This window comes from Mesorhizobium sp. 10J20-29 (assembly GCF_054130485.1).
Window position 1 is genome coordinate 2,350,069 of the sequence record NZ_CP199156.1, and the last position, 24,824, is coordinate 2,374,892.

A 24,824-nucleotide genomic window follows, 5' to 3' on the forward strand; every position below is an offset into this window, starting at 1 on the left:
GCGATGCCGGGGCAGGACCCCGGCATCGCCCTGACGCCCGGAAGGGGAGCGCTTCTTGACGGCCTACATCGCCAAACGACTGCTGGCTGCGATCCCCGTCATCTTCGGGCTGACCATCATCGTCTTCCTGATCATGGCGATGATTCCCGGCGACCCCGCGACGGCCATCCTGGGCTCCTACGCGACGCCCGAAAACGTCGAGAGGCTGAACCGCGACCTCGGCCTGGACAAGCCGCTCCTGCAGCAATACCTGATCTGGCTGACCAACCTGACCCACGGCGATTTCGGCCGCTCCTACACCATGAACAGGCCGGTCCTCGACGAGGTGATGGAGCGATTTTCAGCAACGCTCATCCTTGCCGGAACGTCGCTGGTCCTGTGCTCGATTGTCGGCCTGGTGGCGGGCATCGTCTCGGCCGTCCGCCAGTTCTCCTGGGTCGACAAGACCATCACCTTCGTCGTCCTGATCGGCATATCGGTGCCGTCCTTCTGGTTCGGTCTGCTGCTGATCCTCGTCTTCGCCGTCGACCTGCGCCTCTTCCCGGCCAGCGGCATGTACGCGATCTACGGCGGCGGCGACCTGCCGGACCTGCTGCACCATTTGTTCCTGCCGGCGTTGACGCTGGCCGTCGTGGCGACCGGCGTGATCGCCCGGCTGACCCGCACCGCGATGCTCGAGGTGCTGCGCCAGGACTACATCCGTACAGCCCGCGCCAAGGGCGTCACCGAAAACCGCGTCATCTACAGGCACGCCTTCAAGTCGGCGCTGGTCACCGTCATCCCGGTCATCGGCATCCAGGCCGGCTTCGTGCTCGGCGGCGCCGTCTATATCGAAACCGTGTTCCAGTGGCCGGGCATCGGCTCGATGCTGGTCAAGGCAATCTCGACGCGCGACCTGCTGCTCGTCCAGGGCGGCGTGCTGATCGTCGCAACCGCCTATGTGCTGTTCAACCTGGCGGCCGACGTGGTGCAGACCATGCTCGACCCGAGGCTGCGCTGATGGCGGAAGTCGCAGTTGCCCCGCCCGCCCGCCGCAGCTCGGGGCGTCCCGACGGGCTGCGCCTGCTGCTCAACAACAGCCTGGCGACCGGCGGGCTGATCGTCTTTGCCGTCATCGTGCTCGTGGCGCTCGCTGCGCCTCTGCTGCCGCTGCCCGATCCCGACGCCACGGAGCCGGTCAACCGGCTGCTTCGGCCGCTCGAGGCGGGACACCTGCTCGGCACCGACGCGCTCGGGCGCGACATTCTCTCGCGGCTGATCTGGGGCACGCGCGTCAGCCTTGCGGTCGGCATTTCGGCCACCCTGATCGCCGCCTTCTTCGGGTCGCTGATCGGCCTCGTCGCCGGCTATGTCGGCGGCCGTGTCGATACGCTCCTGATGCGCGGCATCGACATGGTGATGGCGTTTCCCTACATCCTTTTGGCGCTGGCCATCGTGGCGGTTCTCGGCCCGGGCCTGCTCAACGCGCTCTACGCCATCGCCGTCGTCAACATCCCGTTCTTCGCCCGCAACATCCGCGGCATCTCGCTCGGCGTTTCGCGCCGCGAATTCGTCGACGCGGCGCGTCTCTCCGGCAAGTCCAATGCCCAGATCCTGTTCATCGAAGTGCTGCCCAACGTGCTGCCGGTCATCATCATCACCATGTCGACGACCATCGGCTGGATGATTCTCGAAACGGCGGGCCTTTCCTTTCTCGGGCTCGGCGCTCAGCCGCCGCAGGCGGACCTCGGTTCCATGCTTGGCGATGGCCGCAAGATCCTGTTCAGCGCCCCGCATGTCTCGATCATCCCCGGCCTGATGATCTTCGCGCTGGTGATGAGCATCAATCTGCTCGGCGACGGCGTGCGCGACGTGCTCGACCCGCGCCTCAAGTCGGGCGCGCTGACGCGGCCGGTGGCGCGCACCGCGGTGATGCGCGATGCGCAGCCGCCCATGCAGCGAACAGACGGCGCGGTGCTGGACGTGTGCGGACTGCGCACGGAGTTCCACATTGGCGGCGAGATCTACAAGGCGGTCGGCGGCGTCGACCTCCATGTGAAGCGGGGCGAGTGCCTTGGCATCGTCGGCGAATCCGGTTCCGGCAAGTCGGTCACCGCCATGTCGATCATGGGGCTGGTGCCGACGCCACCCGGCCGCATCGTCGGCGGCACCGCCATGCTGGGCGACGAGGACCTGTTTGCCGCCTCCGACGAGCGCATAAGGCAGCTGCGCGGCGCGGCCGTCAGCCATGTCTTCCAGGATCCGCTGTCGACACTGCACCCGCTGTTCACCGTCGGCGACCAGCTGATCGAAGCGATCCAGGCGCACCAGCCGCTGTCGAAGGCCGAGGCGTCGGCCAGGGCCTTCGACCTGCTCAAGCTGGTCCGCATCCCCAATCCCGCAGAGCGGCTCGACGCCTATCCGCACGAACTGTCGGGCGGCATGCGCCAGCGCGTCTGCATTGCCATGGCGCTCGCCAACGACGCCCGCATCATCATTGCCGACGAACCGACGACGGCGCTCGACGTGACGGTGCAGGCGCAGGTGCTGTCGCTGCTCGACGCGCTGCGCAAGGAGCGCGACACCGGCATCCTGTTCATCACCCATGATTTCGGCGTCGTCTCGGCAATCTGCGACCGGGTGGCGGTGATGTATGCCGGCAAGTTCGTCGAGACCGGCAGCACCGAAGACATCCTGTCCACGCCGGCGCATCCCTATACCGCCAAGCTGATCGACTGCGTGCCGGTGCTCGGCCAGCCGGAACGCCGGCTCGACGCGATTGCCGGCCGCCCGCCCGTCGTCAACAGGCTGCCTGTCGGCTGCGCCTTCGCCGAGCGCTGCCCGCGCGCCCGGGACGACTGCCGCGCCGCGCCGATCCCGCTGGTCGACTTCGCGCCGGGGCGCGCGGTGCGTTGCATCCACCCGCTGGTCGGGGAGGTTGCCGATGCATGACGAGACGCTGCTGAGGATCGAGAATGCCGGGCGCGTCTTCGGCGGCGGGCGCACCCTGCTCGGCAAGCCGAAACGCGGCGTCCACGCCGTGCAGGACGTCTCGATCGAGGTCCGTCGCGGCGAGACGCTTGGCGTGGTCGGCGAATCGGGCTGCGGCAAGTCCACGCTGGCGCGCATGATCGTCGGCCTCGACAGGCCGACCGCCGGACGCATCATCTTCGAGGGCCGCGACCTGGTGGCGGAAGCGGGCAGGGACCTTCGGCGCCTTTCGCGCGAGGTGCAGTATGTCTTCCAGGACCCGGTCGCCTCGCTCAACCCGCGCAAGACGGTGCGCACCATCCTCGAGGCGCCCTTGATCCACCTGCTGGAACTCGGCCGCGAGGAGCGCGCGGCGCGGCTCGCCGAACTGATGGATGCCGTCAATCTGGCGCCCGAGTTCCTCGACCGCTACCCGCACGAATTCTCCGGCGGCCAGGCGCAGCGGATCGGCATTGCCCGGGCGCTCGCCGCCGACCCGAAGCTCATCGTGCTCGACGAGCCGGTCTCTGCCCTCGACGTGTCGGTGCAGGCGCAGGTGCTCAACATTCTCGACGGCCTGAAGCAGCGCTTCGGCCTGACCTATGTCTTCATCAGCCACGATCTGTCGGTCGTCGAAAGCGTCAGCGACCGCGTGGCGGTGATGTATTTCGGCCGCATCGTCGAGATCGGATCGAGCCGCGCCGTGTTCGGCAGGCCGCGCCATCCCTACACGCATCTGCTGCTCAATTCCGCGCCGGCGCCCGGCCGCAGGTCGCTGGCGGCCGAGGATGCGGAGACCGAACTGCCCGATCCCTACGACCCGCCGCCCGGCTGCTCCTTTTATGCCCGTTGCCCGAGGCGATCCGACACGTGTAATGCGGTTGTGCCGGCTCTTGAGGGGGTTGCCGGCGCAGACGGCCAGATGGCCGCGTGTTTTCACCCCCATGGAGGCAGATGACTGGCATGGGGGAGGCGGACGACAGCCTGCCGGTTCCGGCGCTCGACCCGCAGGCGGGCAAGCGGCGCAAGCGGCCGGACATTATTTCGGATGCGATTCGCGACCGCTTGATGAGCGCCGGCCTGGCCCCGGGCGACCGCGTGCCCGCCGACTGGCTCAACCCCGAACGGCTCGGCGTGTCGCGTGGCACGCTGCGCGAGGCGCTGAAGATACTCGAATTCCAAGGCTTGATCGCCAGCAAGACGGGACCCGGCGGTGGCGCATTCGTGGCGGCCATCGACCCCGACAATGCCATCCGCATCCTCGACAACCTCTTCCTGTTCGAGCCGCCGTCGATTGCCGACATCTACGTCATCCGAAAGCTGGTCGAGCCCGAACTTGCCGCCACCGCGGCGGCGGATTCGCTTTCGGAGAAGGCGTTCACGGCTTTGCAGGCAACCATCCGGCTCTATGAGGCCGAGCCTGCGTCCAGCGAGGACGAGTATCGCCAGCGTCTCGCCGAGCTCGATTTCCACGCCGAACTCGCCCGCAACAGTTCAAACCGCCTGCTCGGCTTCGTCGCCATCTTCCTGCTCAGCCTGCTGCGCGACATGACGGTGTGCCGCGAGATCTACCAGTTGCCCAACCCGCAACTGCGCGAGACAGGGCTGCATTACCAGGTGCGCCTGCTGCGGGCGATCAGGCAGGGCGACCCCGACAGGGCGCGGCAGGTCATGCTCGAGCACATGGTAGAGGCGGAAAAGTCCATGCTGAAGAGCGCAGCGATGCGCGAACGCCCGAAAGCCGGCTGACAGGCAGCCGGACGGCGATCCGCTCGCTCAACAAGCCGGACATTGGTAACGCCACCGCGAAAGCGCGGCAGAGCTTGGCCATGGTCTCCTCGTCAAGAGATATCTCAAGATATCTAGTGAAACTGTTTCCATGTTGAAGTATGGCCTTCAGCATCTTGGCGGCAGGTCGAGATGCCTGATCGGGGAAAATTTGTCTCCGGAGCGCCGCAATGTTCTCCGGTCACTCGATGGACTGTCGGAAGCACGGGAAATGGGAAAGCATGACTAAGGGCATCATTCTTGCGGGCGGCAGCGGCACGCGGCTTTACCCGCTGACGATTTCGGTGTCCAAGCAACTCCTTCCGGTCTTCGACAAGCCGATGATCTACTATCCGCTGAGCGTGTTGATGCTTGCCGGCATTCGCGACGTACTCGTCATAACCACGCCGCATGATGCGCCGCTCTTTCGCCGCCTGCTCGGCGACGGCAGCGCCTTCGGCATCAACATTGAATATGGGGTGCAGGCCGAACCGAACGGCCTGGCGGAGGCATTCATCATCGGCGCGGATTTCGTCGCCGGCGAGCCCTGTGCCCTGATCCTTGGCGACAACATCTTCTACGGCGACGGGCTTGGCGACCTGTGCCGGGATGCCGCGGTCCGTTCCGACGGAGCAACGGTCTTCGCCTATCAGGTGAGCGATCCGGAGAGATACGGCGTGGTCGAGTTCGACGCGACGGGCAAGGCCTTCTCGATAGAGGAAAAGCCGAGTGCCCCGCGCTCGGACTGGGCGGTCACCGGGCTCTATTTCTACGACGGCGACGTTGTCGATGTCGCCCGCTCGCTGAAGCCTTCGGCCCGCGGAGAGCTGGAGATAACCGACCTCAATCGCCACTATCTCGAGGCCGGCATGCTCCAGGTGCAGCGCCTGGGACGCGGCTATGCCTGGCTCGACACCGGAACGCATGACAGCCTCAACGACGCGTCTTCATTCGTGCGCACGATCGAGCACAGGCAGGGCATCAAGATTGCCTGCCCGGAGGAGATCGGCTTTGAACTCGGCTATCTGACCGCCGAAGAAGTGCTCGCGCGGGCCGACTTCCTCGGAAAGACCGATTATGCGGTTTATCTGCGCAAGCGCGTCGTCTCCCTGCAGCGACACTAGACTGCGCGTGCTTTGGTCCATGGCAGGCGTCCGCGCCTGGTAGAAAGACGCGTCACCGCACTGGGGCCCGCACGGTGCCATTCATCGGCGGCTGAGCATCGTTCGGGTCGCTTTCGTCCTGCCTGACCGGCCCGAACTCAGCTCGGTTGCGATATCTGCTGAGAGCGCGGAACGCGGCGGCGCATCAAGACGCGGAATCGCCGTCATCGAGTTCGGCCGTCGCGGCAGCAAAGTCAGCGATGCTTTTCCCGATTCCGGTGACGAACGTCTTCTGCCTCCCGAGCGCCTCGATCCTCGCTTCGTAGCGCAGCATGGAGGACGTCAGGTCATCGACCTTGGTCGAGATCGTGGAGTCGCCCTCGTTTTCGAGGGTTGCCTGCGCAAACGCGGCGGAAGTCTTGGTTTCCGAGTAGCGGCGCTCCAGCCCTGCACGCTCGTTCTCGATCTCGTCGCCAAGTTTCGCAATCATCTGGGAGAGCCGCTCGAAACGCGTCCGGTCGGTTTCGCCGTCGCGCTGGGCGCTCCTGATCCGAAAGCCTGAGAATAGCATGATGTCCACCCTTGCGTTCGCCGGTGACCGATATTGGAGGGTAGACATATCGCACACACGACCGGAAACGGAAACGGTTCCGAGCTGCTTCCAGCCACTCGCCGGCATCGGTCGATTTGGACGACCTGGGCTCCCGGCACGCGACGTGTAGCGTCGGCACGATAATCCTGTACCGCTCGCGCCAGAGAGGGCGGAAACGCCTTGCAACCCGGACGTGAAGGATGGCGAACGCCCGTTCCGGCGACCACGCTTACCGCGGCATCTGAATCCTGATCGTCTCGCCATTGTCCAGCCGCACAGCCAATCCACGCGCGCCGTCCCCTGCCCGGTACCGACTTGGTGGTGCTGGGTTACCCTTCCGACTATTGGGGCGAGATCGTGACACTGGTTGCACAACGTCCCCCGGCCGACTGGCGGGAGCGACTTGCGCCAGCGCTGGAGGCCATGACCTCCTACAAGCGGCCGCGCCTGTTCGCCGCCATTGACGTGCTGCCTCGAAATTCCATCGGCAAGATTTCCCGCACACATCTGCGCAGTTGGCTTTCGGAAACCCATGATCTGACCGAAAGCCCACGCCCTGCGCTCACTCCCAAAAGGGGAATCGAAGCATGAAGTTCTCGCAGGTTCCCGCAATCTATCACCGGCAGGTCGGCGAGGTTCTGGTGACCGCTCTGTGCGACGGCCACATGGCATACCAGTCACTGGACATCATGCGCGATCCCGATCACGCAAAGCTTCGGCGTCTGTTGGAGGAGGAGACGCGCGTTTGTCCGCCTATAGTCTCAATCAACGCCTTCCTGATCCGCGACGGGATTCACACCGCTCTGGTTGATTGCGGGTCCGGCGATATCATGGGGCCGACCTGTGGCCATCTGCCCGCGCTCCTGGACCGTCTTGGCGTCGCGTCTGAGACTATCACCGATGTCCTGCTGACTCATGTGCATCCAGATCATTCGAATGGACTCACCGACCCTGCAACCGGACGCAAGCTCTTTCCAAGCGCGCGGGTCCACGTCCATCAGGCGGAAATCGACCACTGGTTCGACGATGACGCAAAGGCAAAGGCCACCGAGCGACAGAAGAGGGTTTATTTCGATGCCGGTCGCATCCAGCTTGGTCCCTACCTGGACGGCGCGGTGAATGCCTTTGACGGTGAACATCAAGTGCTGCCCGCCATAACGGCGCTGCCAAGCCCAGGCCATACGCCGGGGCACACCTGCTATATCCTGCGCTCTTGCGGGGAGGCGATGATCATCTGGGGCGATACCGTCCATGTGCCGGAGGTGCAGCTTGGCGATCCGGATGTGGGGATGGTCTTCGACACCGACAGTGCAGCGGCCGCCAGCTCTCGCCGACGGGTTCTGCAACGGTGTGTTGACGAGGATTTGCTGGTCGCGGGCATGCACATCCACTTTCCCGGCTTTGCCCGCATCCGTCCCGGGCATGATGGAGCATACCGTTTCATTCAGGAGCAATGGTTTCATGCCCCGAACCACGGTCATCGGTCAGAAGTTTGGCCCACCTCCCACCCAAGACAGGAACCGACCAATGACGAGTATGCAGATCTGCGATGCCCCGAAACGCGGCGGGCCCGATGCGCTGACATTTCTGACGGCTGAACGCCCGCGTCCGGCTGCGCATGAGGTTTTGATCCGCGTTGGTGCCATCGGGGTCAACAGGCTGGATGCTATGCAGCGGTCGGGAAACTATCCGCTGCCCCCGGGGGCGAATCCGGTACTGGGCGTCGAATGCGGCGGTGAGGTGGTGGCAGTCGGGGCCGAGATCTCGGACATGGCCCTCGGCACGCGGGTCGCGGCGCTGCTCTCGGGCGGCGGTTACGCCGAGTACGCAGTGGCAGAGCGACGCCACGTAGTCGCGGTGCCGGATGGGTGGGACGATGTGCAGGCGGCCTCGGTGATCGAGACTTTCTGCACGGCACATGAGACCCTGTTTGAGCTTTCGCGCCTTGCCCCCGGCGAACGGGTGCTGATCCATGCCGGCGGCAGCGCCGTCGGTAGCACCGCCATCCGAATGGCACAATCCATCGGCGCCGAGATTATCACCACCGTCGGACGCGAAGAGAAAGCCCGTCGCCTTCGCGATTGGGGTGTGCCCCATGTCATCAACTATCGTGAGACCGACTTCGCCGAAGCCATCCGCGCGTCGCATCCCGATGGCATCGACGTGGTAGAGGATTTCATCGGCCCTTCTTACCTCTCGCGCCATATCTCCTTGCTGCGTTGGCAAGGACGCATGGCTTTTGTCGGGCTCCTGAGCGCAGGTCTAGCAGAGTTGGATGTCGCCGCCGCTCTCACCAAGATGCTGCAACTGCGTGGATTCACCCTTCGGCCGCATTCGTCCATAGCGAAGGCGGCGGTGGTTGAACGCTTCCGGCAACGGTGGCTCCCCGAACTGGCCAGTGGCCGGATCAAGCCAGCGATTCACGCCGTGCTGCCTTTCGACAAGGCTGTCGAGGCGCATAAAATGCTGGAGGCGGGTGACAATTTCGGCAAGATCGTTCTGCAGATCTGAAGCCTGAACTGCTCAGGAGGTAGCCACACCATCCCGGAGCTCTCGCGGTCCGTAGAAGCTGCGCCTCACTGGATCGACAGGACAGTTCCATCCATCGCTGCCACAGCATCAATCGTACCGGCAACCGGATCGGTGCGGTTCAGGAGATTGAGCGGACGTCGTGGCCTGGGTGCTGGAGCGCGCCACCGGCCAGTCCCTTGCCGATCTCGTAAGTCGTCACCTGTGGCAGCCCATTGATGCTGCACGTGACGCGTATTTCACGGTCGATGAAGCGGGAACTGCCTGGCAGACGGCGGCTTCAACGCAACGTTGCGCGATTACGCTCGCCTCGGATTGTTGATGCTCAACTCTGGTCAGGCGGCGGGGCGGCAGGTCGTGCCCGCGACTTGGATGGAGGCTATCCGAACCGGAAACGATGAGGTGTTCGGCTCACCTTACACGCATGTCCTCCCAAAAGGCGCCTATCGCAGGTTCTGGTGGGTCCGCGACACGAGACGGCGCGATGTCTGCGCTCGCGGGGTCTTTGGGCAGCTTATATACGCAGACCCAGCCAGTGAGCTCCTGGCCGTAAAGCTGTCGACATGGCCAGACTACGTCATGCCTTCTCTGAGCCGCGACACGTTTCGTGCCATCGACGCAATCCGCACTGCGTTGACAGGGAACTGACATGATGGCGCTACAGATGGCCTTGGGCGTCTCGACGTCCCCTCGTAAGCTCACCAATTGTTGTGAATAGTATCGTCTATCGTCGAGGGGCCTTCTTCGCCGATGCGCGCCTGATGTCTCCTTTGCGATACCTTCTATCAGAAGCAGACCTGCCAGAAATGGCCCCCAAACCGTCATTCCGCTTTGCGCCCTCAAGTCAGATATTCGAAGTGGGCTGACGGTGGCCTGAAAGCGGACATTGCCAGCGACAAACTCTCGCCGCGATCTCGATAGCACTAACGCCTTGATCCAATAAAACCTGCCAAAATGGAGGTGGCTTCTGAGCCATTAGTGGATGCTGAAACTGTAGGGTTCGGTCACCATCTGCGGCAGCGAGCGGTGTGCAAGTTCCCGCACCGTCTCGCAGAATGGGCTAGTCGGATCGCCTCCCATGCAGAGGAGACCGCCAGGCAGCAACACCTCGATCTTGGCCCGCTTCACATTCAGCACCTCATTCCACCAGCGCTGGAGGTCTTCCTTTTCGCGTTCCGCTGGGTAAAGGAGCGTGCTGCTATACGGTCCGTTTGGCAGGATGGGGGTACCTACGGCGACCAAGGTCATGCTTTCGTGGGGATCGAGATCGACGGTCCAGGTTGCGCCGCGGTAGACCGGTCCTGCGCTTGCGGAGATCTCGACACCGGTCAGCGACTTGTCTCCTCTATTGAGCACCGTGATGCGAAACTTCGGGTGGAACGAGGTAGGCTTGCATAGCGATCCTTTCCCGGCCTGTGCAGTCTGCCGCGCGATCTCGTCGGCGGCCGCGAGCAACGCTTGGCGCGAGCGCTTTTCCAACTCATCCTGCAATCGCTCACGCAGTTGCTGTTCCGCCATCCCGGCTGCCGCTTCGATGGTGATGTCGGCGGCGAGATTGCCAACGTTAGCCGCGAGATCGGCGCTTGGAATTTGGCTGACCGATGTTTTCGCGACCTCCTGTGCGAGGCCATCTATACCCTCTTTCATAAGCTGATCGAGGTTCGGAATATTCGGCGGTATACCCATCGTGGCAAGTGCGGTGTCTAGCGCGAAGCCCAGAACGCTCTCGGGGATCAGGTCAAGGGTCAGCGTGTTGACGACGTCGACCACGCGATCCTTGACCCATTGATACGCCTTGCTCGCCCAATTCCAAGCACCTGAGAAGAAACCGCCAATCTCTTCCAGAATGTTCTTGTCGTCGTCGCCGTACTTTTCCTCCCAGGTCTTGCACTTCGGTGGCCATCGCGTGACATATCGATAGGGCTCGAAAACCAGCTTGGTCAATTCGAGGTCCGGTCGCGAACCGGGCACCTCTAGCGTCGAATAAAACTGGAACGGCTCCTGAGGCGGCAACTCGGCGCCATAAAAGATACGCATGACGTTGGACGGCTGGCCGACCACCTGACCGAACCCGGCAGCGGCGAGCGGAAGGACGCGCACGTGCAAAATGGTGCTGGCTGTGCCACGTGGCAATCGGTGGGCAGTTTCTCGCAAGTCAAAGCTGAAGCTCCCCTCGACGGAGCGAACTACGTCGCTTTCTACGAGGCCCGGCGGCTCGATATCGCGGGCACTGCCGTTGCTAAAGGGTGGAAATGGTAGGTGACTTACCTGCCAGCGCGCACTGCCGCTGTGCGGCACCTTCGTGATGTTGAAATTGAGTGTGACGTGTTGGTGGGCTGCTGTGGGGACGATCTCGAAATCCGCAGCAGTTGCGATCGAGCAATCGCCGCTGGCGCACCTATAAAGACCGGCACCGGCTGGGTAGGTTGCCAGCGCCTTTAGGGTCAAGCTCCAGTCGAGTGCGACGGCCTCACTCGACAGAGGGCGGAACTGAGCAAAACTAATCATGGGTGGGGGCGACGGGACGACGATCGGATCGGCCCGATTCGTCGGTCGCGGCACTGGTAGTAGCGTCATCGTCTCGGGCAACGCAAAGATCCGGGCCGGCGGTTTCGTCGACGGCTCAAGAGTGGATTCTCCCAAGGGCTCGGCAGATTCATTCTTTGACGATTTAGACCCGAGACCGGCCTTCTCTTTCGGCGACTGTGATTTAGCTCTGTCGGCGTCGTGCATGCAGATGATCTGCCGGAAGCCGCTGCATTGCTTGCCTTCACAGGGCCGTCCATCACCGAACACCAGAGTTGGAATACCTTGTGCGCCGATGTTCCGATCTATCTGGAAGTCGCGCGCCCCGGCAAATCCCCGCTCGAGGCAAAAAAGTTCTGCTGCTGAATGACCGCAGCCTTTGCCCCAGTTGCGGCACCAGTCGAGACGGACGCCCTTCACTGCGGGGTAAGCAAACCTCGTCGCGTTCCGGTCAATGACAGTCACGGTCATCTTCGATCCGGTCTTGGGCTTCGGATGCGCGGCGAATGGGACACCTGCGGCATCTCCGTCCTTGGCGGCGCCGGCCGGCGGCCGGGATTGCTGGAGCATGTTGTTAGAAGGCGGCGCCTGTGCACCCGGCTTCATGCAGGTGATGGCGCGGAAACCGGTGCAGGCCGGCCCCTCGCAGATGCGGCCGTCGCCGTACACGACCGTTGCGATGTTGCGCGAACCAAGGCTCGGATCGGGCAAGAAGCGCACCGCGCGCGAGAAACCCTTTTCGGCGCAGAAGAGGTTAGCCGCTGGTCCTCCGCATTCGCGGCCCCAGTGCTTGCACCAGTCAAGACGAACACCCCGGACCTCTGGAGCCGCGAACGTCTGCACGACATCTGCAGCGAATGCTACGCCCGGCGCCAGCAGCAAGAGCGCAAAAAGCAATGCGGAGCGCGTCATGTTCATGACGACCTCCTATCTGCTGCAAGAATACGCCCTTTTCCGGGATGCGACAAGAAAGCCGTCCAGAGGTTGGCTGAACCGGATCCCGTCATGGTGCCGGCGGCGATGCTGGAACCTCAGGGTTGGATGCCCCCAATTACCGAGCCGCGACCCTCCAGTCGGTTGAGTTGAACCGGAGCCACCCGGACCTCGACATTTAATGCAGCCACTGAATCCGGAGATCGGGCCGCATCTCGATTAACGTCCAGGCAACTGATCACCCGTCCGGATGATCAAAATGATCGCCTGAGTCCCAATCGGCAGGCTGATTTCCGCGTGCTGGAATCGCGTTGTCCCGCAACATCCGTGCCATATGCATGAGGTTCCAAGTCATGAATGCGGTATTGCGCTTGGTGAACTCGTTGTCCAGACCCGCTCCATCGTCGCCAAAGGATGCGCCTGGACCTGCCTCCCCGATCCACCCGCAGTCAGCTTGCGGCGGTATCGCATAACCAATGTGCTGGAGAGCATAGAGAACCGTCATGGAGCAGTGCTTTATGCCGTCTTCATTTCCGGTCACAATACAACCCCCGACCTTGTTATAGTAAATATACTGGCCTTTGTCGTTCGTCTGCGCACTGTGCGCGTAGAGACGCTCGATGATCACTCGGCAAACTGAGGACTCTTCCCCGAGCCAGATCGGAGTGCCTATTACCAGGATGTCTGCTGCCTCGACCTTTGGCCAAATATGCTCTGGCCAAGCGTCTGTGGTCCACCCCTCCTGTCGCATGTCGGGCTGCACGCCAAACGCTATTTGATGATCTACCGCGCGAATGTATTCCACCTGCACGCCATTGCTTTCCATGATCGAAATCGATTTGCGCATCAGCAATTCGGTGTGGGACCTTCGCGGCGAACGCGTCAGGGTGGTGTTGACGAAGAGCGCCTTCAGGTCAGTAAAATTCGTCGGAACAGCCATCGTCTATGCCGCCAGGGTGCCGCGCGCCGGGTAGTTTTTCTCGATAATGAAATCCAGACCCTTCAGCAGGTCGTCGAGACGCGGGCGCGCAAAGGGCACGCTCTGTTGAAACAGTGCGTAGATGGTGCCGTCTGGATAAACGATGGCAGTGCCAGGCTCGGCAAAACGGTCGGGCTCTCCGTCCTTCTCCTTCTTGGAGATGTACAGTCCCCAGCCTCGGGCGTCGGCCTCGTTGAGCGAATAGCCGATCTTAAGGCCTTCGATCTTCCAGCTCTCTTCCTGGCGCTTGGCGCGTTCCTCCGAATCCATCGAGGCGGCCAACAGGTTCACGCCGCGCTTCTCGAAGTCACGCGCACGGGAAGCCAGTTCTTCGATCTGTGTCTTGCAGATCGGGCAATGCACGCCTCGATAGAAGAAAATGACAGTGAATTCTCGGGGAGGCTCAGCAGACAGGTCGATCGTACCGCCGCCGAGGGCCGGCAGCGACAGGGTAGGCGCCTGCGAACCCGGTAGTGCACTTTGATGTGACATGGAACTCCCTTTACTCTCGGAATGCTTCGACCCGACATTGAAGCGGGCCACCAGAGACGGATGCTTTGATCGCGACGACCAACTCCCCCAGTGCAGCAAGAATCGTTCCTGCGCGTGTGCGGTTCCATGACCAAATCGTGATCGGCCTGTCGTTAGCGAGCCATGCACGACCATCAGGTCAATCAACGACCGGTCAGTGTGACTGGGCCACCTTCTGCCATGACGGTCAGGCCTGGGTGAAAAGCCAGCACCACGAAGGCGAAGGTCGTGTCGTGAACGATCGGTGAGCCATCGGCGATCCGTTCGACTGTGACCGAACCGATATCGGTTCCCTCGGCAATATTTGCGTCATCGAGCGCGGAACTGACACCTTCGCGCCATGACAACCGTATGCCATCCATTTCAACGCTGCCGACACTCTTCAAATACGGCAACGTGACCGCAGATAGACGCTCGTCGCGGACCACGACAACCCGCATCATTGGCGGCAGGTTAGCCGGTAGCGCACCGGTGTAGAACGGGTATGGTGCCTGACGGCTATCGTAGGCGACGTATGGATTTTGGCCGTAGGCACGGATCGACGGATCGCGCGGGACGAGTACGTCGGCCGTCGGGTTCTCGCGGGCAAACGCGCCGAATGCCTGAATGCGCGAAGGGATCATGTTCAACTTCTGGCCGGCCCGCTCGCCGACAATGCCGCGGCCGGTGAACTGTTGCCACCAGCTTTCCGTGTCGCGGTCATACATGATCATGTCGGAGTTTCTGAGAAGGCCGCTGACGCCAAACGTCGTGACCGTGCCGTCCGCCAGGTTCCTTTCGAACGCGATCGACGAATTGCAGAGTGGGCAATAGGTCACGAGGACGGGCTTGCCGGCCAGCGTGTCGTTGACAATCTCGTGCCAGGTCAAAACCCTCAGCGGGTAGGCGCGCACCATGCCGTCGAGTTCAAGGCGGATTACCGGTTCGTTCGGCCCAATGTTCTTGATCAGGTCGGCTTGCTTGAACACAGGCGAATCTATCGACGGAATACCATCGCGTGCCGGGCCTCCCGAGATGATCTCGTCGAAATCGACCTCGGTGATGGAGAAATCGGTCTTCCAACCGGCCGCTCGCCAGACGGCAGGTTCGGCGCTGGCAGGCGCGGCCAACCCTAGCGCGAGAAGCCAGGCGATTATGACGAACCGAATACTCATCCCGCATCGTGGGGCTTTCGACGGTCGCGAGCCAGTCAAGTTTGCTTGAGACCGCGTTTACCGAACGACAACCAAGGTCGGCGACTTCGATCACGCATCCTAACGCGTACCGCATCGGGGACTGTGCTGTTGCTCAGTGGTTGGTCAAGGCAGAACGCTCGTCAGGATGCGTCCGCTTTGGTGTCTCAGCCTCAGCGCGAGCCATGATCTCGTCTACATTTGCGATCGTCTTCTCTTCCTGCAGGATGTCACCGTGATTTGTGACAACTTGCCTGCCGTGGTCATCCTCGAGGATATTGAATGTGCCCGGTCGCATCCATTCGATGCGATGCGAAAGTCTCGTTATCATATGTCTGTATTGAGCGATGGCTTCTTCGCGCCAGGTCATTCTTACCTCCCATGTACTCCGGCTGGATTCGATTTGCTCTTTCGTTGACACAGGTCAGCATAGTCTCGACCGTCAGGTTGAGGAGCAGCCGCGACCGCCTATGTGCCCCCGCCTTTCTTGAGACGACGAGTTTATAGCAGCTATTGCGATGTCAGGGTCTCGAGATCCTCACCACCGACGCTCGTGTGGCAAGCGATACAGCCTTGATCCATCCCTTTTGCCACTCGACCGGCAAGCTCGGCTCCGTTTGGATTCTTGTCGAGAACCCCGTCAGGCAGATACTTGGCCCAGAACCAGTCCTTGTTCTCCGGATCGTAGCCTGCTTCCCTCTTGAACATCACAGTGATTGCCGCGAGGTATTGCGTGGGGTTGTCGTAAACTTCCTGAACCGTCAGCCCTTCCTTGCCACCGTGGTTGCGCTTGAGGAGAAGTCTGCCCGTATGGCCACCGACTGTCGCAGTCGTGGCGAGCACTTCCTGAACGGCACCGTGGGGCTCGTTGCCTTCAAACGGTACGACCCGAATGGCCTCTTCGCCGACTAGGCGCGCTTCTTCCAATGCGGCCCACAGCGCCTTGGCGTCATCTGTGTCTTGCGGATTGCCAAAGGGAGCGTCCTGGGCGAACGCCGCCTGTGAGACCGCAAACAAAATTGCACCGGCGACGGACAGCCCTTGCCCGGTTCGAACCAAGTTACGCCTATAGGCCATGGTATCCTCCCAGGATCGTTTGCTGAATGCCCGACTATAGCATCTGACGCTTCACAAAGAGGTCACGATCCATTGACCGAGGCGGTTGGCCTGTTCCTCCACGCAGCAACTCAGGCCGCCACTGCTGAACAGGCGCGTTAAGCATCTCGACGTCGAGGGTTGGCGAGCAGCGCAATAAAAGGATGTTCGCCCTTCCGATCATTTAACATATGTGTTATATGATTTCACATGATCCACGTGTCTTTCATCTTTTCGGCACTCAGCGACCCTTGCCGCTTGGAGATCGTTGAGAAACTGATGCGCGACGGCGAAACCCCGGCAGGCACTATTTGCGAAATGTTTGAGATCTCGGGACCGGCCGTGTCCCGCCATCTGAGCGTACTGCACCAAGCGGGACTGGTCAGCCGCAGGGTTGCCGGCAAGCAAAGACTCTATTCAGTGCGTCCCGAAGCAATCCGGCAAGTCTCGGACTGGACGCTGGACCACCGAAAATTCTGGGGGACGAGCCTCGACCGTATTGAGGCTTCTCTTCGCGAGGATACGTAGATGGCAGATGTCGTCACCTTGGAGCGTGTCATGCCGGCTTCGGCCTTGCGGGTCTTTCGGATGATCAGCGAGCCTGAGAACATGGTGCGCTGGTGGGGTCACGACGATATGGTTGTACCCGATCATAATCTGAATTTCTCTAAGCTTGGCCCTTGGTTTTCTGTGATGGAAACGCCTGACGGAAAACGCAGAATGGTCTCGGGTGAGGTCATCGAGGTAGATCCACCACGTTTCATCGCCTTCACCTGGGCCTGGCACGATGGCGGACCGGGCGGGCCAAGAGGCAATGAATCCCGCGTGACCATCGAAATCATGGAAATCGACAAAGGTCAGTCAAAGCTCATATTGAGCCATTTTGATCTTTCCACCGACTCTGCGCGAGCTGGCCATACACGAGGGTGGCTGTCCATATTTGACAAGCTTGAACAAGGGTTGGCGTGACGCCACCCACAACCGGAGGAAACTCTATGCCCAATTTTGTATTTGCCTACCACGGAGGTGGCATGCCTGAGACACCCGAGGAGGGCGCGAAGGTCATGGCAGCCTGGAACGCCTGGTACGGGTCGATGGGCGCCGCCGTGGTCGATGGAGGCGCACCGGTCGGGATCTCAAAGACCGTCAGCGCACGTGGTGTTACCGACGATGGCGGCGCCAACCCGTTGTCGGGATATACGGTTGTCAAGGCGGACACTATCGAGGCCGCTTGCGAAATGGCCAAGGGCTGCCCGATGGTCGTCGATGGCAGTGGTTCTGTCGAAGTGGCGCAAGTGCACGAGATGTAACAGGCCAGTTTCTCAATGCGGCGATCGGCCCATGCTTATGCGCCGGTCGCTGTCTCCAACACGAGAGCCTTCGCTTGCCGCATTGAAGTCAACTCGATCTACCCATCCTTGAACTCAATGGAGGTCGATCATGAGCCTGCTGGTTCAGTACACATTAAAAAATGAAGGCGATCACGATGCGCAGGTCGCTGCCATGTCGGCGCTGGTATCGGGCTTGAGATCAGAAAAAATCTCTGGTTTGCATTACTCGTGCTATGCAACCAGTGATCCTTTGAGCTTTATCGGGATCTTGGAGTTTCCGGATGAACCAACAAAGCAAGATTTCTTGAGTTCTGCTTCCTGTGCCATTTATCGCCTAAAAGTCGGTCCGACATTTGCCAATCCGCCCCAAACCACTGAAATCGCCGCAATAGCGTCCACACGAGACTAGAGCTGCCGCGTCTTGATAGGACCGGCAAGGATCCAAGTTAGCTGTGCGCCTCGAAGATCTCAAAACTCAGACGCTCAGACAACGGCCCGCGAACTCGATGACTGCCTGCCCACCGAGCAAAACGCGGCTGCCTTCCAGCCGTGTTCGGATTGCGCCGCCGCGCTGCGAGGCCTGCCAGCAGCGTAGTTCCGTTCCGAGCCTTCCCTGCCAATGGGGAGCGAGACAGGTGTGGGCAGTCCCAGTCACTTGGTCTTCCTCGACCCCCACGATCGGCGCGAAATTTCGCGAGACGATATCATAGCTAGGCAAGTCCGAAGGTGCGGTGACGATAAGAGCGCGTATGCCCTGTTCGACGATCCAGTCGAAGCGTGGACGCACCGCCCGCACCTCACTCGCATTCGCGAACTCAAGGAGCCAGCGCTCTCCATGACGGGCGGACGAGACAGGACTTGGGTCGCCGGGTGAAAGAAGACACTCGGGCGCCGGCTCGACTGAGCCCGCTATCACAGGGAAGTCCAGCCATATCAAGCCGCCCGGATCGAGCGTTGCCGACAGGGTGGCAATAGCGGCGTCGAAATGGATAGGTTCGTTTGGCGGCACCAGCCCTTCGCGCCATAGTACGGCAGCGGCTGCCAACGTAGCATGACCGCATAGGTCGACCTCAGTCTGCGGCGAAAACCATCGGATCGTCCAGCCATCCAGACCCCTCCCGATGAAAGCTGTCTCAGGCTGCCGCAGCTCGCTTGCGACGTCCTGCATGAAAGAGAGATCTACCGTTGTCTCGGGGTCCAGAAGGCAAACTCCGGCCGGGTTGCCGCGGAAAGGCAAATCCGAAAATGCAGCGACGAGATAGAAGCGCACTGAACGAACCCCTTCTAGCAAACCAATCGATGCGTCGAGAATCGCAACCGAGAAGTCTCACTGAGACAAGCGTCCAGATCGCATTGGGCCGACTGCCCCGATTACATTTCTAGAGACGTGGCGCCATCAGATCGGTATTGCGAGGGCTGTCAAGGGTCGCGGCGCGTGTCGCTCAGGATCGTTGAAGCTATGCCATTTGAACCAGGCAGGAATGCGCAAAATTTGTCGCAAGTACCCGGCGCAGTCGAGGCGGCAGGAACCACCCTACGCGTCCTCAAGCCTGCCTGCAATCTGGCGTATCAGTTCCGAAATGCGCTGCACTCTTTTCGGAAGGATCCGCCCGCGCTGGAAAATCGACCACAGTTCGAACTTCCGCTCTCTGGCCAGATTTGCAACGCGCAGCTTTTGTCTGTCTGGATAAGCATCCAGCCCACTACGCGGCAGCAGCGTATAGCCAATACCCTGGGCAACCGGCGTCGGGATCTGGCTGATCTGATTGACGAACCCGCGGACCCGCAAGCGATCAGAGCCTTTGAACTCCTCGGGAAAGTTCAGGGAAAACAATTCGTCCGCATAAGCATATCCATCGGGATGGGCGATGAACCCGATGTCTTCGAGTGCCGCCAACCCTATGTCACCACGTGGCGCACTAGCCGGCAGCAGCAGACATAGCTCCTCGCGTCCCAGACTGCTGGCGTCAAGGCGAGGATGGCTTGGCTCTTGGTTCGTCACCCCCAGGTCGAACTTGCCGTCGAGAACGCCCTTCACAACCCTCTCCTGCGGCATGGCCTCAAGTCTCAGCGAGAGATGCGGGGCGGTTTTCATCAAGGCCAGCAGTTGCGGGTAAACAAGCATGGCAAAGCTGCCGGAACAGGCGATGGCAACATCGCCGACATCGGGATCGTCGTTCTGAATTGCCTGCCTGAGTTGGCGTTCCTCCTCGCGCCGAGCACGCCCGAGTGCAAGGACTGCCTCGCCCGCGGGCGTCCGGCTGAAGCGCTTGCCCTGGCTTGAGATCAGAGCCTGCCCGACCTGATTCTCGAGCTTGCGCAAGTGCTGCGATACGCCGGGTTGCGTCATTCCCAGGCGCTCTGCCGCCCGGGTGAAGTGACCCGTCTCGCACAGCACTGTGAATGTCTCGAGCCATTGGGCGTTCAGCATCGAACATTACTAAATGTAATAAAGATAATTTGAAATGATAATTTTTGGCACAGAGATGGAGGCGCTATGTACCACTCACCATTGAGAGGAACACCCAATGCTGCCGACCCCGCGTACCTTCTCCTATATCGGCTTGTCCGTCCCGGACGTTGCAGCCGCTGTGAAGTTCTACACCGAGATCCTCGGTTTCTACACGATTATGGAAGCGACCGAAGTCACCGAGGATGACAGCGACATCGGCCGGATGTGCACCGACGTATTCGGGGCCGGCTGGAGGCGTATGCGCATCGCGCATCTTTCCACAGCCGACCGCATCGGCTTCGAGCTATTCGAGTTCGATGGCAACCATTTCCCGCAGGACAATCTGGACTTCCGCCAGCACGGCACATTTCACTTCGCTATTCAGGACCCAGACCTCGAAGGCCTTCTGGCCAGGATCGTGGCCGCCGGCGGCAAGCAGCGGATGCCGGTGCGAGAATACTTCCCCAACGCCAAGCCCTACCGGATGGTCTATGTCGAGGATCCGTTCGGGATCGTCTTCGAGATTTACAGCCACAGCTACGAACTGACCTATTCCGCGGGCGCCTACGCCTGATGGTCCGGGGGATCGCAAAATCGGTTACAATGACCTGACTGGGGTCGACGAGCAAGTGTTGTGTGTCCGCGACTGAATGGCAGCTAACCAATCGTCAGCCCCCAAGAGCGGACCGTCTGGATACGGCCCGCTTTCAGACAAAGTTTGCCTGTCGGCTTTGCGCCCTCAAACCGGTCATTCGAGGCGACTACACTATAGCCTGGAAGCGGGCATGCCTACTTCACCACTTCCACGAGATCGGTCTACGTCCGAGTTCGAAACAGATCGCCGTGTTCAGGGGAGGCGGATCGGTGCATCAAAAGCTCAGGATCGGTCCTTGGAACGGGTCGAACCAATTTGGTCTGCCTGGTGCTTTTCGTTATCGATTGCCGACGGGCAGTATGCAGGATACCGATCTTAGAAAAGTAACCGGCTGCGTCTGGCCGCCCGATTAGCCCCCGAATCGTGAGCTACCTCCAAGCCAATGCAGTCCTCCTATGTAATTCTTCTTGCCGTATTCGGCGCAGTGGTTCTGCTCACTGCCTGGCTGCCCATGCTCCTGAAGCGTGTTCCTGTCTCGCTTCCGATGGTCTGCATTGCGATTGGCGTTGTCCTATGGTCGCCCCTCACGCCGCTTGTCGGGGTGAACCCGCTGGAAAACCGATACCTTACGGAACGACTGACCGAATTCGTCGTCATCATCGCACTCATGGGCGCGGGGTTGAAACTGGATCGTCCCCTGAGCTGGCGAGGCTGGGGAGCGTCTTGGCGAATGATCGGCATGGCCATGCCGCTGACCATTGCCGCCATCACGCTTCTGGGGTCGACAATTCTGGGACTCGGGATAGCGTCAGCGCTTCTGCTCGGCGCGGCTTTGGCACCCACTGACCCCGTTCTTGCCAGCGATATCCAAGTCGGGCCCCCGCAATCTGGAGAAGAAGACGAAGTTCGCTTTGCTCTCACTTCGGAGGCCGGCCTCAACGATGGAGCGGCATTTCCCTTTGTGTATCTGGCCATCGCCATCGCCCTGTCGGAAGTCTCAGGCGAACCGTTCCTTGCACATTGGGCTTTGGTCGATGTCATCTGGAAGATCGCCGCGGGAGTAAGCGTAGGCTGGATCGGTGGCAAAGCCATGGGATATCTGGCGTTTCACCTACCAAGGCGGACCGGGCTGTCGGAGACCAAGGACGGCTTTGTTGCACTTGGCATCACGTGTCTTGCATACGGCTCGACCGAGATGATCCACGGTTACGGCTTCCTCGCCGTGTTTGTCTCGGCCTTGGCGCTTCGGACGGTGGAGCGTCACCACCGATATCACGAGAACCTGCACAACTTCGCCGAACAGATCGAGCGGCTGTTGATGATGGTGCTACTGGTCTGCTTCGGTGCCGCCATTGCGGAAGGTTCGATCTTCGGCGCATTGAGCTGGCAGGTTGTCGTCACTGCGGCCCTAATCCTGCTCGTCGTGCGCCCGCTTTGCGGCTGGATTGGCTTGATCGGTTTTCCTGCAAGACCCCTTGAAAAAGGCGCCATAGCGTTTTTTGGAATACGCGGGCTGGGATCGTTTTACTACCTGGCGTTTGCCCTTGGGCAGGCAGAGTTTCAAGGCAGCAAGGTTCTATGGGTTACAGTCTGCTTCGTCGTTCTGAGCTCAATCATCATGCACGGCGTCTTGGTCACTCCCGTGGTGCGATTGCTCGATCGTAATCGCTTGTGACCCACACGCGAGCACGATCGACGTTACCCGGCTCTGAAACGCGGGCCCGCCACCTCTGACCGAATGCGGCACCTCGCTACGACACCGGGCTATCAGACGGCTCGATCACCGGCGTCGACGTTTCCGAAGGAGATTTCGGGGCTGACACTTCCCGGGAAACTCTAGCGAGCCGGCTGGCTGGGAATGCAAACAAACCTCAAGACTCAGTCGTAGAGAGTCCTCGCTGGCGCCTGGACGTCGGCTGCGGGGGGCTGATTGCCTTCGTGGCTGCGAGGGCCACCTATTTCCAGAACACCAAACAGGAATAGAAGCACAACGGCCACACATGATCCCAGTATTGTTATCGTGGTCATAGCATCGTCCCCAGACTGGATCTTGTGCTGTGACATGCCGCCCGCTCTTTCAATTAGCCAGAAAACCAAGCGACACGAAGGCTATGCACAGAACGAAAACTGGCGCCAGAATCCAGCGAGCCTCTTTGATGCTTGTCTCCATGATCGCCTCCTAGGTAGTCGGCAAATCAACGGGGCCTGCCCTGATCGGTTCCATCCAACTGGCCAACGGTGCGAGCATCAGGGGACGGGAACCTTCTTCGCTGGGCCAAGTTCATTGCGCGATGGGACATCGAGCAAGGAACCAAAACATGAGCAACAAACTCTTACTGGGCGGCGTTGCCGCCTTGGCACTTCTTACCACTCCACTCATGACGCAGTCCGCAGGCTGGATCGTGGGAACCGCTCAGGCTCAAAGCGCTGCAATCAGTGTTGGCGTTTTCTACGACGAGCTGACGTCGGAAGGCGCATGGGTGAAACATTCCAAGTATCGGTATGTATGGATCCCCACCAAAGTTGCAGCTGACTGGACCCCATACACGCATGGGCGTTGGGTCTACACCGAGCGCTACGGTTGGTATTTCGCGTCGGATGAGCCCTTTGCGTGGGCCGTCTATCACTATGGTCGGTGGGCCTTCGAACCGCAGCTGGGCTGGTATTGGGTTCCAGGGCGGGTATGGGCTCCCGCTTGGGTGAGCTGGCGTCGCAGCAACGACTATGTCGGCTGGGCGCCCCTCCCGCCAGAAGGTGATGGGCTGTCAGTCAGCGTCAGCATATCGACCTATGAGCCGCCCCGCAGCCACTGGCATTTCGTGCCGGTTCGAAAGTTTGCTTCCCGCGATCTCAGCGTCGTGGTTGTGAACGACAACAGCGTCTACGAGCACACCGAGTATTACGGACCGGTGACCATCGAGAACAACATCGTCATCAACAATGTCATCAACATCAATTTCGTGCGTGACAACAGCGACGAGGAAGTCGAAGTGGTCGAAGCCAAGGTGGTCAACGACCCCCGTGATGCGAAGACGGCAGACGGCAGCGCCGTAGTCGCGGTTGAGGGGCAGGTTGGTGAGCCATCCTCCACCGAGGCTCCGCCTGAAGGCAAAGAGCCGACTGAGGTGAAATCCCCCACTGCTGAGCAAAAGGTTGAGGCTACTGCGGACGGAGGCTCTACGGAAACTCCGGCTGATGAAGCGAGCGACGCTCCTTCTGACACATCGGGTGAAGGCCAGAAGCCTCAGGCCGAGCCAACCGAGGAGAATCCGGCCACCGCTACTGACGCGGCCAAGCCGGCGGAGGAGTCGTCCGACAGTGCAACGGATAAGCCCGCGGAAGCTACGGAAGGTTCGCAGCCTACAGACCAGGCCCCAGCCGAAGGCGAGACCTCTGACACGACTGAAGGCAGCGACAGCACGCAGCCGGTGGATCCTGCCCCGAGCGAGGCCGAAACCACAAAGCCGGCCGAAGCAGCGAAACCAGCAGAGGAGGCGCCCGATGCGGGCGAGGCGGCAGGACAGGCCCCTGCTGCAACGGCCCCGACAGAGCAGCCAGCTGACCAAGCACCGGAAACCGGTGAGGCGACCGACCAGGCGCCCGCTGAGGTGCCCGCAGAACCGGATGCGTCAGCCGCAAAGGAACAGCAGCCAAAAGCCGACCAGTGTTCGGAAGAAGACAAGGCGGCAGGTCGCTGTTGACCAGTCTCTAAGTAGGACGAGGTATCGGTCCGGCCGCATATCCTGCGGCCGGACCATCATTTCAATCAACTGCGCATCCGTCCGACCAAGTTGTGCACGAAAGCGCGATTGACATTTCGTTCCAAGCTGGAAGCGGATCTAATTATCGGTATCCTTCGACCCGCGCGCTGACGATCCGGCCGGTCCAAGCGTTCACTCGGACAGACCACAAGCGATCGCGGCGAATTGCCCGATATCGGTAGACGTTGCCGTGGCACCTGACCGGCTCCACGCGACGAAATCCTTCATTGCGTACGATCCGGCTGCCCTCGCGACAGGTGATCGCCTCATAGTCGTCGTCGTCCTCGTCCCACCAGTCACGCGGACGCTCGCGATGGTCCGGATAGCGTTCGGGGTAAGGCTCTCCGATCGCGATGCCGGCAGAGAATCCGTTGCCGGCGTGGGAGATTGACATCGAAGACGCCATGATTGCGGCGGTGGACAAGGCAGCAAACAGATACTTCTTCATGGATGTGGTCCTAGCTGACACTGCAAGGCCCGATTACCTCACGAGTGTTGAACACCGACGG

At 60.9% G+C, this 24,824-nt stretch carries 26 protein-coding genes; 16 read left to right on the forward strand and 10 right to left on the reverse strand.

What is annotated here, in order from left to right:
* The first annotated feature begins 55 nt into the window (after nt 1–55).
* From ACT2BZ_RS11300 to rfbA, 5 genes are all read left to right on the forward strand, one after another.
* Nucleotides 56–1,000 (forward strand): ABC transporter permease, encoded by a 945-nt coding sequence (locus ACT2BZ_RS11300; RefSeq protein ID WP_457941070.1) that lies wholly within the window; start codon nt 56–58, stop codon nt 998–1,000.
* Nucleotides 1,000–2,931: a dipeptide/oligopeptide/nickel ABC transporter permease/ATP-binding protein gene (locus tag ACT2BZ_RS11305; RefSeq protein ID WP_457941071.1), complete on the forward strand. Its 1,932-nt coding sequence runs from the start codon at nt 1,000–1,002 to the stop codon at nt 2,929–2,931. Before ACT2BZ_RS11300 ends, ACT2BZ_RS11305 begins: the two co-directional genes overlap by 1 nt.
* Nucleotides 2,924–3,907 (forward strand): ABC transporter ATP-binding protein, encoded by a 984-nt coding sequence (locus ACT2BZ_RS11310; RefSeq protein WP_457941072.1) that lies wholly within the window; start codon nt 2,924–2,926, stop codon nt 3,905–3,907. The genes ACT2BZ_RS11305 and ACT2BZ_RS11310 overlap by 8 nt, the downstream gene beginning before the upstream one ends.
* Entirely contained in the window at nt 3,904–4,698 is a 795-nt protein-coding gene (locus tag ACT2BZ_RS11315; protein WP_457941073.1) for a FadR/GntR family transcriptional regulator, read from the forward strand. The genes ACT2BZ_RS11310 and ACT2BZ_RS11315 overlap by 4 nt, the downstream gene beginning before the upstream one ends.
* Nucleotides 4,699–4,958: 260 nt before the next feature.
* Nucleotides 4,959–5,840 carry a glucose-1-phosphate thymidylyltransferase RfbA gene (rfbA, locus tag ACT2BZ_RS11320; protein WP_457941074.1) on the forward strand — a complete coding sequence of 294 codons (882 nt, stop codon included), beginning with the start codon at nt 4,959–4,961 and terminating at the stop codon, nt 5,838–5,840.
* Nucleotides 5,841–6,024: 184 nt separating this feature from the next.
* Here the strand turns inward: rfbA and ACT2BZ_RS11325 are convergent, their stop codons facing one another.
* Nucleotides 6,025–6,390 carry a hypothetical protein gene (locus ACT2BZ_RS11325; RefSeq protein WP_457941075.1) on the reverse strand — a complete coding sequence of 122 codons (366 nt, stop codon included), beginning with the start codon at nt 6,388–6,390 and terminating at the stop codon, nt 6,025–6,027.
* A 444-nt stretch (nt 6,391–6,834) separates the two neighbouring features.
* Between ACT2BZ_RS11325 and ACT2BZ_RS11330 the strand changes: the two genes are divergently transcribed.
* The 4 genes from ACT2BZ_RS11330 (at nt 6,835) to ACT2BZ_RS11345 (ending at nt 9,262) form a co-directional block, all read left to right on the forward strand.
* Nucleotides 6,835–7,002 (forward strand): hypothetical protein, encoded by a 168-nt coding sequence (locus ACT2BZ_RS11330; protein ID WP_457941076.1) that lies wholly within the window; start codon nt 6,835–6,837, stop codon nt 7,000–7,002.
* Nucleotides 6,999–8,009: an MBL fold metallo-hydrolase gene (locus tag ACT2BZ_RS11335; protein WP_457941077.1), complete on the forward strand. Its 1,011-nt coding sequence runs from the start codon at nt 6,999–7,001 to the stop codon at nt 8,007–8,009. Before ACT2BZ_RS11330 ends, ACT2BZ_RS11335 begins: the two co-directional genes overlap by 4 nt.
* Nucleotides 7,939–8,922, forward strand: coding sequence for an NAD(P)H-quinone oxidoreductase (locus ACT2BZ_RS11340; protein WP_457941078.1), 984 nt, complete (start codon nt 7,939–7,941; stop codon nt 8,920–8,922). The genes ACT2BZ_RS11335 and ACT2BZ_RS11340 overlap by 71 nt, the downstream gene beginning before the upstream one ends.
* 160 nt (nt 8,923–9,082) lie before the next feature.
* Entirely contained in the window at nt 9,083–9,262 is a 180-nt protein-coding gene (locus ACT2BZ_RS11345) for a hypothetical protein (protein WP_457941079.1), read from the forward strand.
* A 653-nt stretch (nt 9,263–9,915) separates the two neighbouring features.
* On the opposite strand, the gene ACT2BZ_RS11350 is transcribed toward ACT2BZ_RS11345, so the two are convergent.
* From ACT2BZ_RS11350 to ACT2BZ_RS11375, 6 genes are all read right to left on the reverse strand, one after another.
* Nucleotides 9,916–12,384, reverse strand: coding sequence for a hypothetical protein (locus ACT2BZ_RS11350; protein ID WP_457941080.1), 2,469 nt, complete (start codon nt 12,382–12,384; stop codon nt 9,916–9,918).
* A 253-nt stretch (nt 12,385–12,637) separates the two neighbouring features.
* Nucleotides 12,638–13,339 (reverse strand): flavodoxin family protein, encoded by a 702-nt coding sequence (locus tag ACT2BZ_RS11355; RefSeq protein ID WP_457941081.1) that lies wholly within the window; start codon nt 13,337–13,339, stop codon nt 12,638–12,640.
* Between the two features lie 3 nt (nt 13,340–13,342).
* On the reverse strand, nt 13,343–13,870 hold the full coding sequence (locus tag ACT2BZ_RS11360; RefSeq protein WP_457941082.1) for a peroxiredoxin-like family protein: 528 nt from the start codon (nt 13,868–13,870) through the stop codon (nt 13,343–13,345).
* 182 nt (nt 13,871–14,052) lie between these two features.
* Nucleotides 14,053–15,063, reverse strand: coding sequence for a DUF3179 domain-containing protein (locus ACT2BZ_RS11365; protein ID WP_457941083.1), 1,011 nt, complete (start codon nt 15,061–15,063; stop codon nt 14,053–14,055).
* Nucleotides 15,064–15,196: 133 nt separating this feature from the next.
* The gene (locus tag ACT2BZ_RS11370; RefSeq protein ID WP_457941084.1) at nt 15,197–15,451 is read right to left on the reverse strand and encodes a hypothetical protein; all 255 of its coding nucleotides are present in this window, start codon (nt 15,449–15,451) and stop codon (nt 15,197–15,199) included.
* A gap of 140 nt (nt 15,452–15,591) precedes the next feature.
* Entirely contained in the window at nt 15,592–16,158 is a 567-nt protein-coding gene (locus tag ACT2BZ_RS11375) for a hypothetical protein (RefSeq protein WP_457941085.1), read from the reverse strand.
* A gap of 228 nt (nt 16,159–16,386) precedes the next feature.
* On the opposite strand from ACT2BZ_RS11375, the gene ACT2BZ_RS11380 reads away from it, so the two are divergent.
* From ACT2BZ_RS11380 to ACT2BZ_RS11395, 4 genes are all read left to right on the forward strand, one after another.
* Nucleotides 16,387–16,704: an ArsR/SmtB family transcription factor gene (locus ACT2BZ_RS11380; protein WP_457941086.1), complete on the forward strand. Its 318-nt coding sequence runs from the start codon at nt 16,387–16,389 to the stop codon at nt 16,702–16,704.
* Nucleotides 16,705–17,145: an SRPBCC family protein gene (locus ACT2BZ_RS11385; RefSeq protein WP_457941087.1), complete on the forward strand. Its 441-nt coding sequence runs from the start codon at nt 16,705–16,707 to the stop codon at nt 17,143–17,145.
* A 62-nt stretch (nt 17,146–17,207) separates the two neighbouring features.
* Nucleotides 17,208–17,486, forward strand: a complete 279-nt coding sequence (locus tag ACT2BZ_RS11390) for a hypothetical protein (protein WP_457941088.1) — start codon at nt 17,208–17,210, stop codon at nt 17,484–17,486.
* Between the two features lie 130 nt (nt 17,487–17,616).
* Nucleotides 17,617–17,916 (forward strand): hypothetical protein, encoded by a 300-nt coding sequence (locus tag ACT2BZ_RS11395; RefSeq protein ID WP_457941089.1) that lies wholly within the window; start codon nt 17,617–17,619, stop codon nt 17,914–17,916.
* Between the two features lie 66 nt (nt 17,917–17,982).
* Here ACT2BZ_RS11395 and ACT2BZ_RS11400 read toward each other — a convergent pair whose 3' ends face one another.
* Both ACT2BZ_RS11400 and ACT2BZ_RS11405 read right to left on the reverse strand, forming a co-directional pair.
* Complete coding sequence (locus ACT2BZ_RS11400; RefSeq protein WP_457941090.1) at nt 17,983–18,777, reverse strand: PhzF family phenazine biosynthesis protein; 795 nt, start codon at nt 18,775–18,777, stop codon at nt 17,983–17,985.
* A 264-nt stretch (nt 18,778–19,041) separates the two neighbouring features.
* Nucleotides 19,042–19,938, reverse strand: coding sequence for a LysR family transcriptional regulator (locus tag ACT2BZ_RS11405; protein WP_457941091.1), 897 nt, complete (start codon nt 19,936–19,938; stop codon nt 19,042–19,044).
* A 97-nt stretch (nt 19,939–20,035) separates the two neighbouring features.
* On the opposite strand from ACT2BZ_RS11405, the gene ACT2BZ_RS11410 reads away from it, so the two are divergent.
* The 3 genes from ACT2BZ_RS11410 (at nt 20,036) to ACT2BZ_RS11420 (ending at nt 24,255) form a co-directional block, all read left to right on the forward strand.
* On the forward strand, nt 20,036–20,533 hold the full coding sequence (locus ACT2BZ_RS11410; RefSeq protein WP_457941092.1) for a lactoylglutathione lyase family protein: 498 nt from the start codon (nt 20,036–20,038) through the stop codon (nt 20,531–20,533).
* Nucleotides 20,534–20,996: 463 nt separating this feature from the next.
* Nucleotides 20,997–22,229 (forward strand): cation:proton antiporter, encoded by a 1,233-nt coding sequence (locus tag ACT2BZ_RS11415; protein WP_457941093.1) that lies wholly within the window; start codon nt 20,997–20,999, stop codon nt 22,227–22,229.
* A 643-nt stretch (nt 22,230–22,872) separates the two neighbouring features.
* Nucleotides 22,873–24,255: a DUF6600 domain-containing protein gene (locus ACT2BZ_RS11420; protein WP_457941094.1), complete on the forward strand. Its 1,383-nt coding sequence runs from the start codon at nt 22,873–22,875 to the stop codon at nt 24,253–24,255.
* 142 nt (nt 24,256–24,397) lie between these two features.
* Here the strand turns inward: ACT2BZ_RS11420 and ACT2BZ_RS11425 are convergent, their stop codons facing one another.
* The gene (locus tag ACT2BZ_RS11425; protein ID WP_457941095.1) at nt 24,398–24,763 is read right to left on the reverse strand and encodes a hypothetical protein; all 366 of its coding nucleotides are present in this window, start codon (nt 24,761–24,763) and stop codon (nt 24,398–24,400) included.
* Nucleotides 24,764–24,824: the final 61 nt, after the last annotated feature.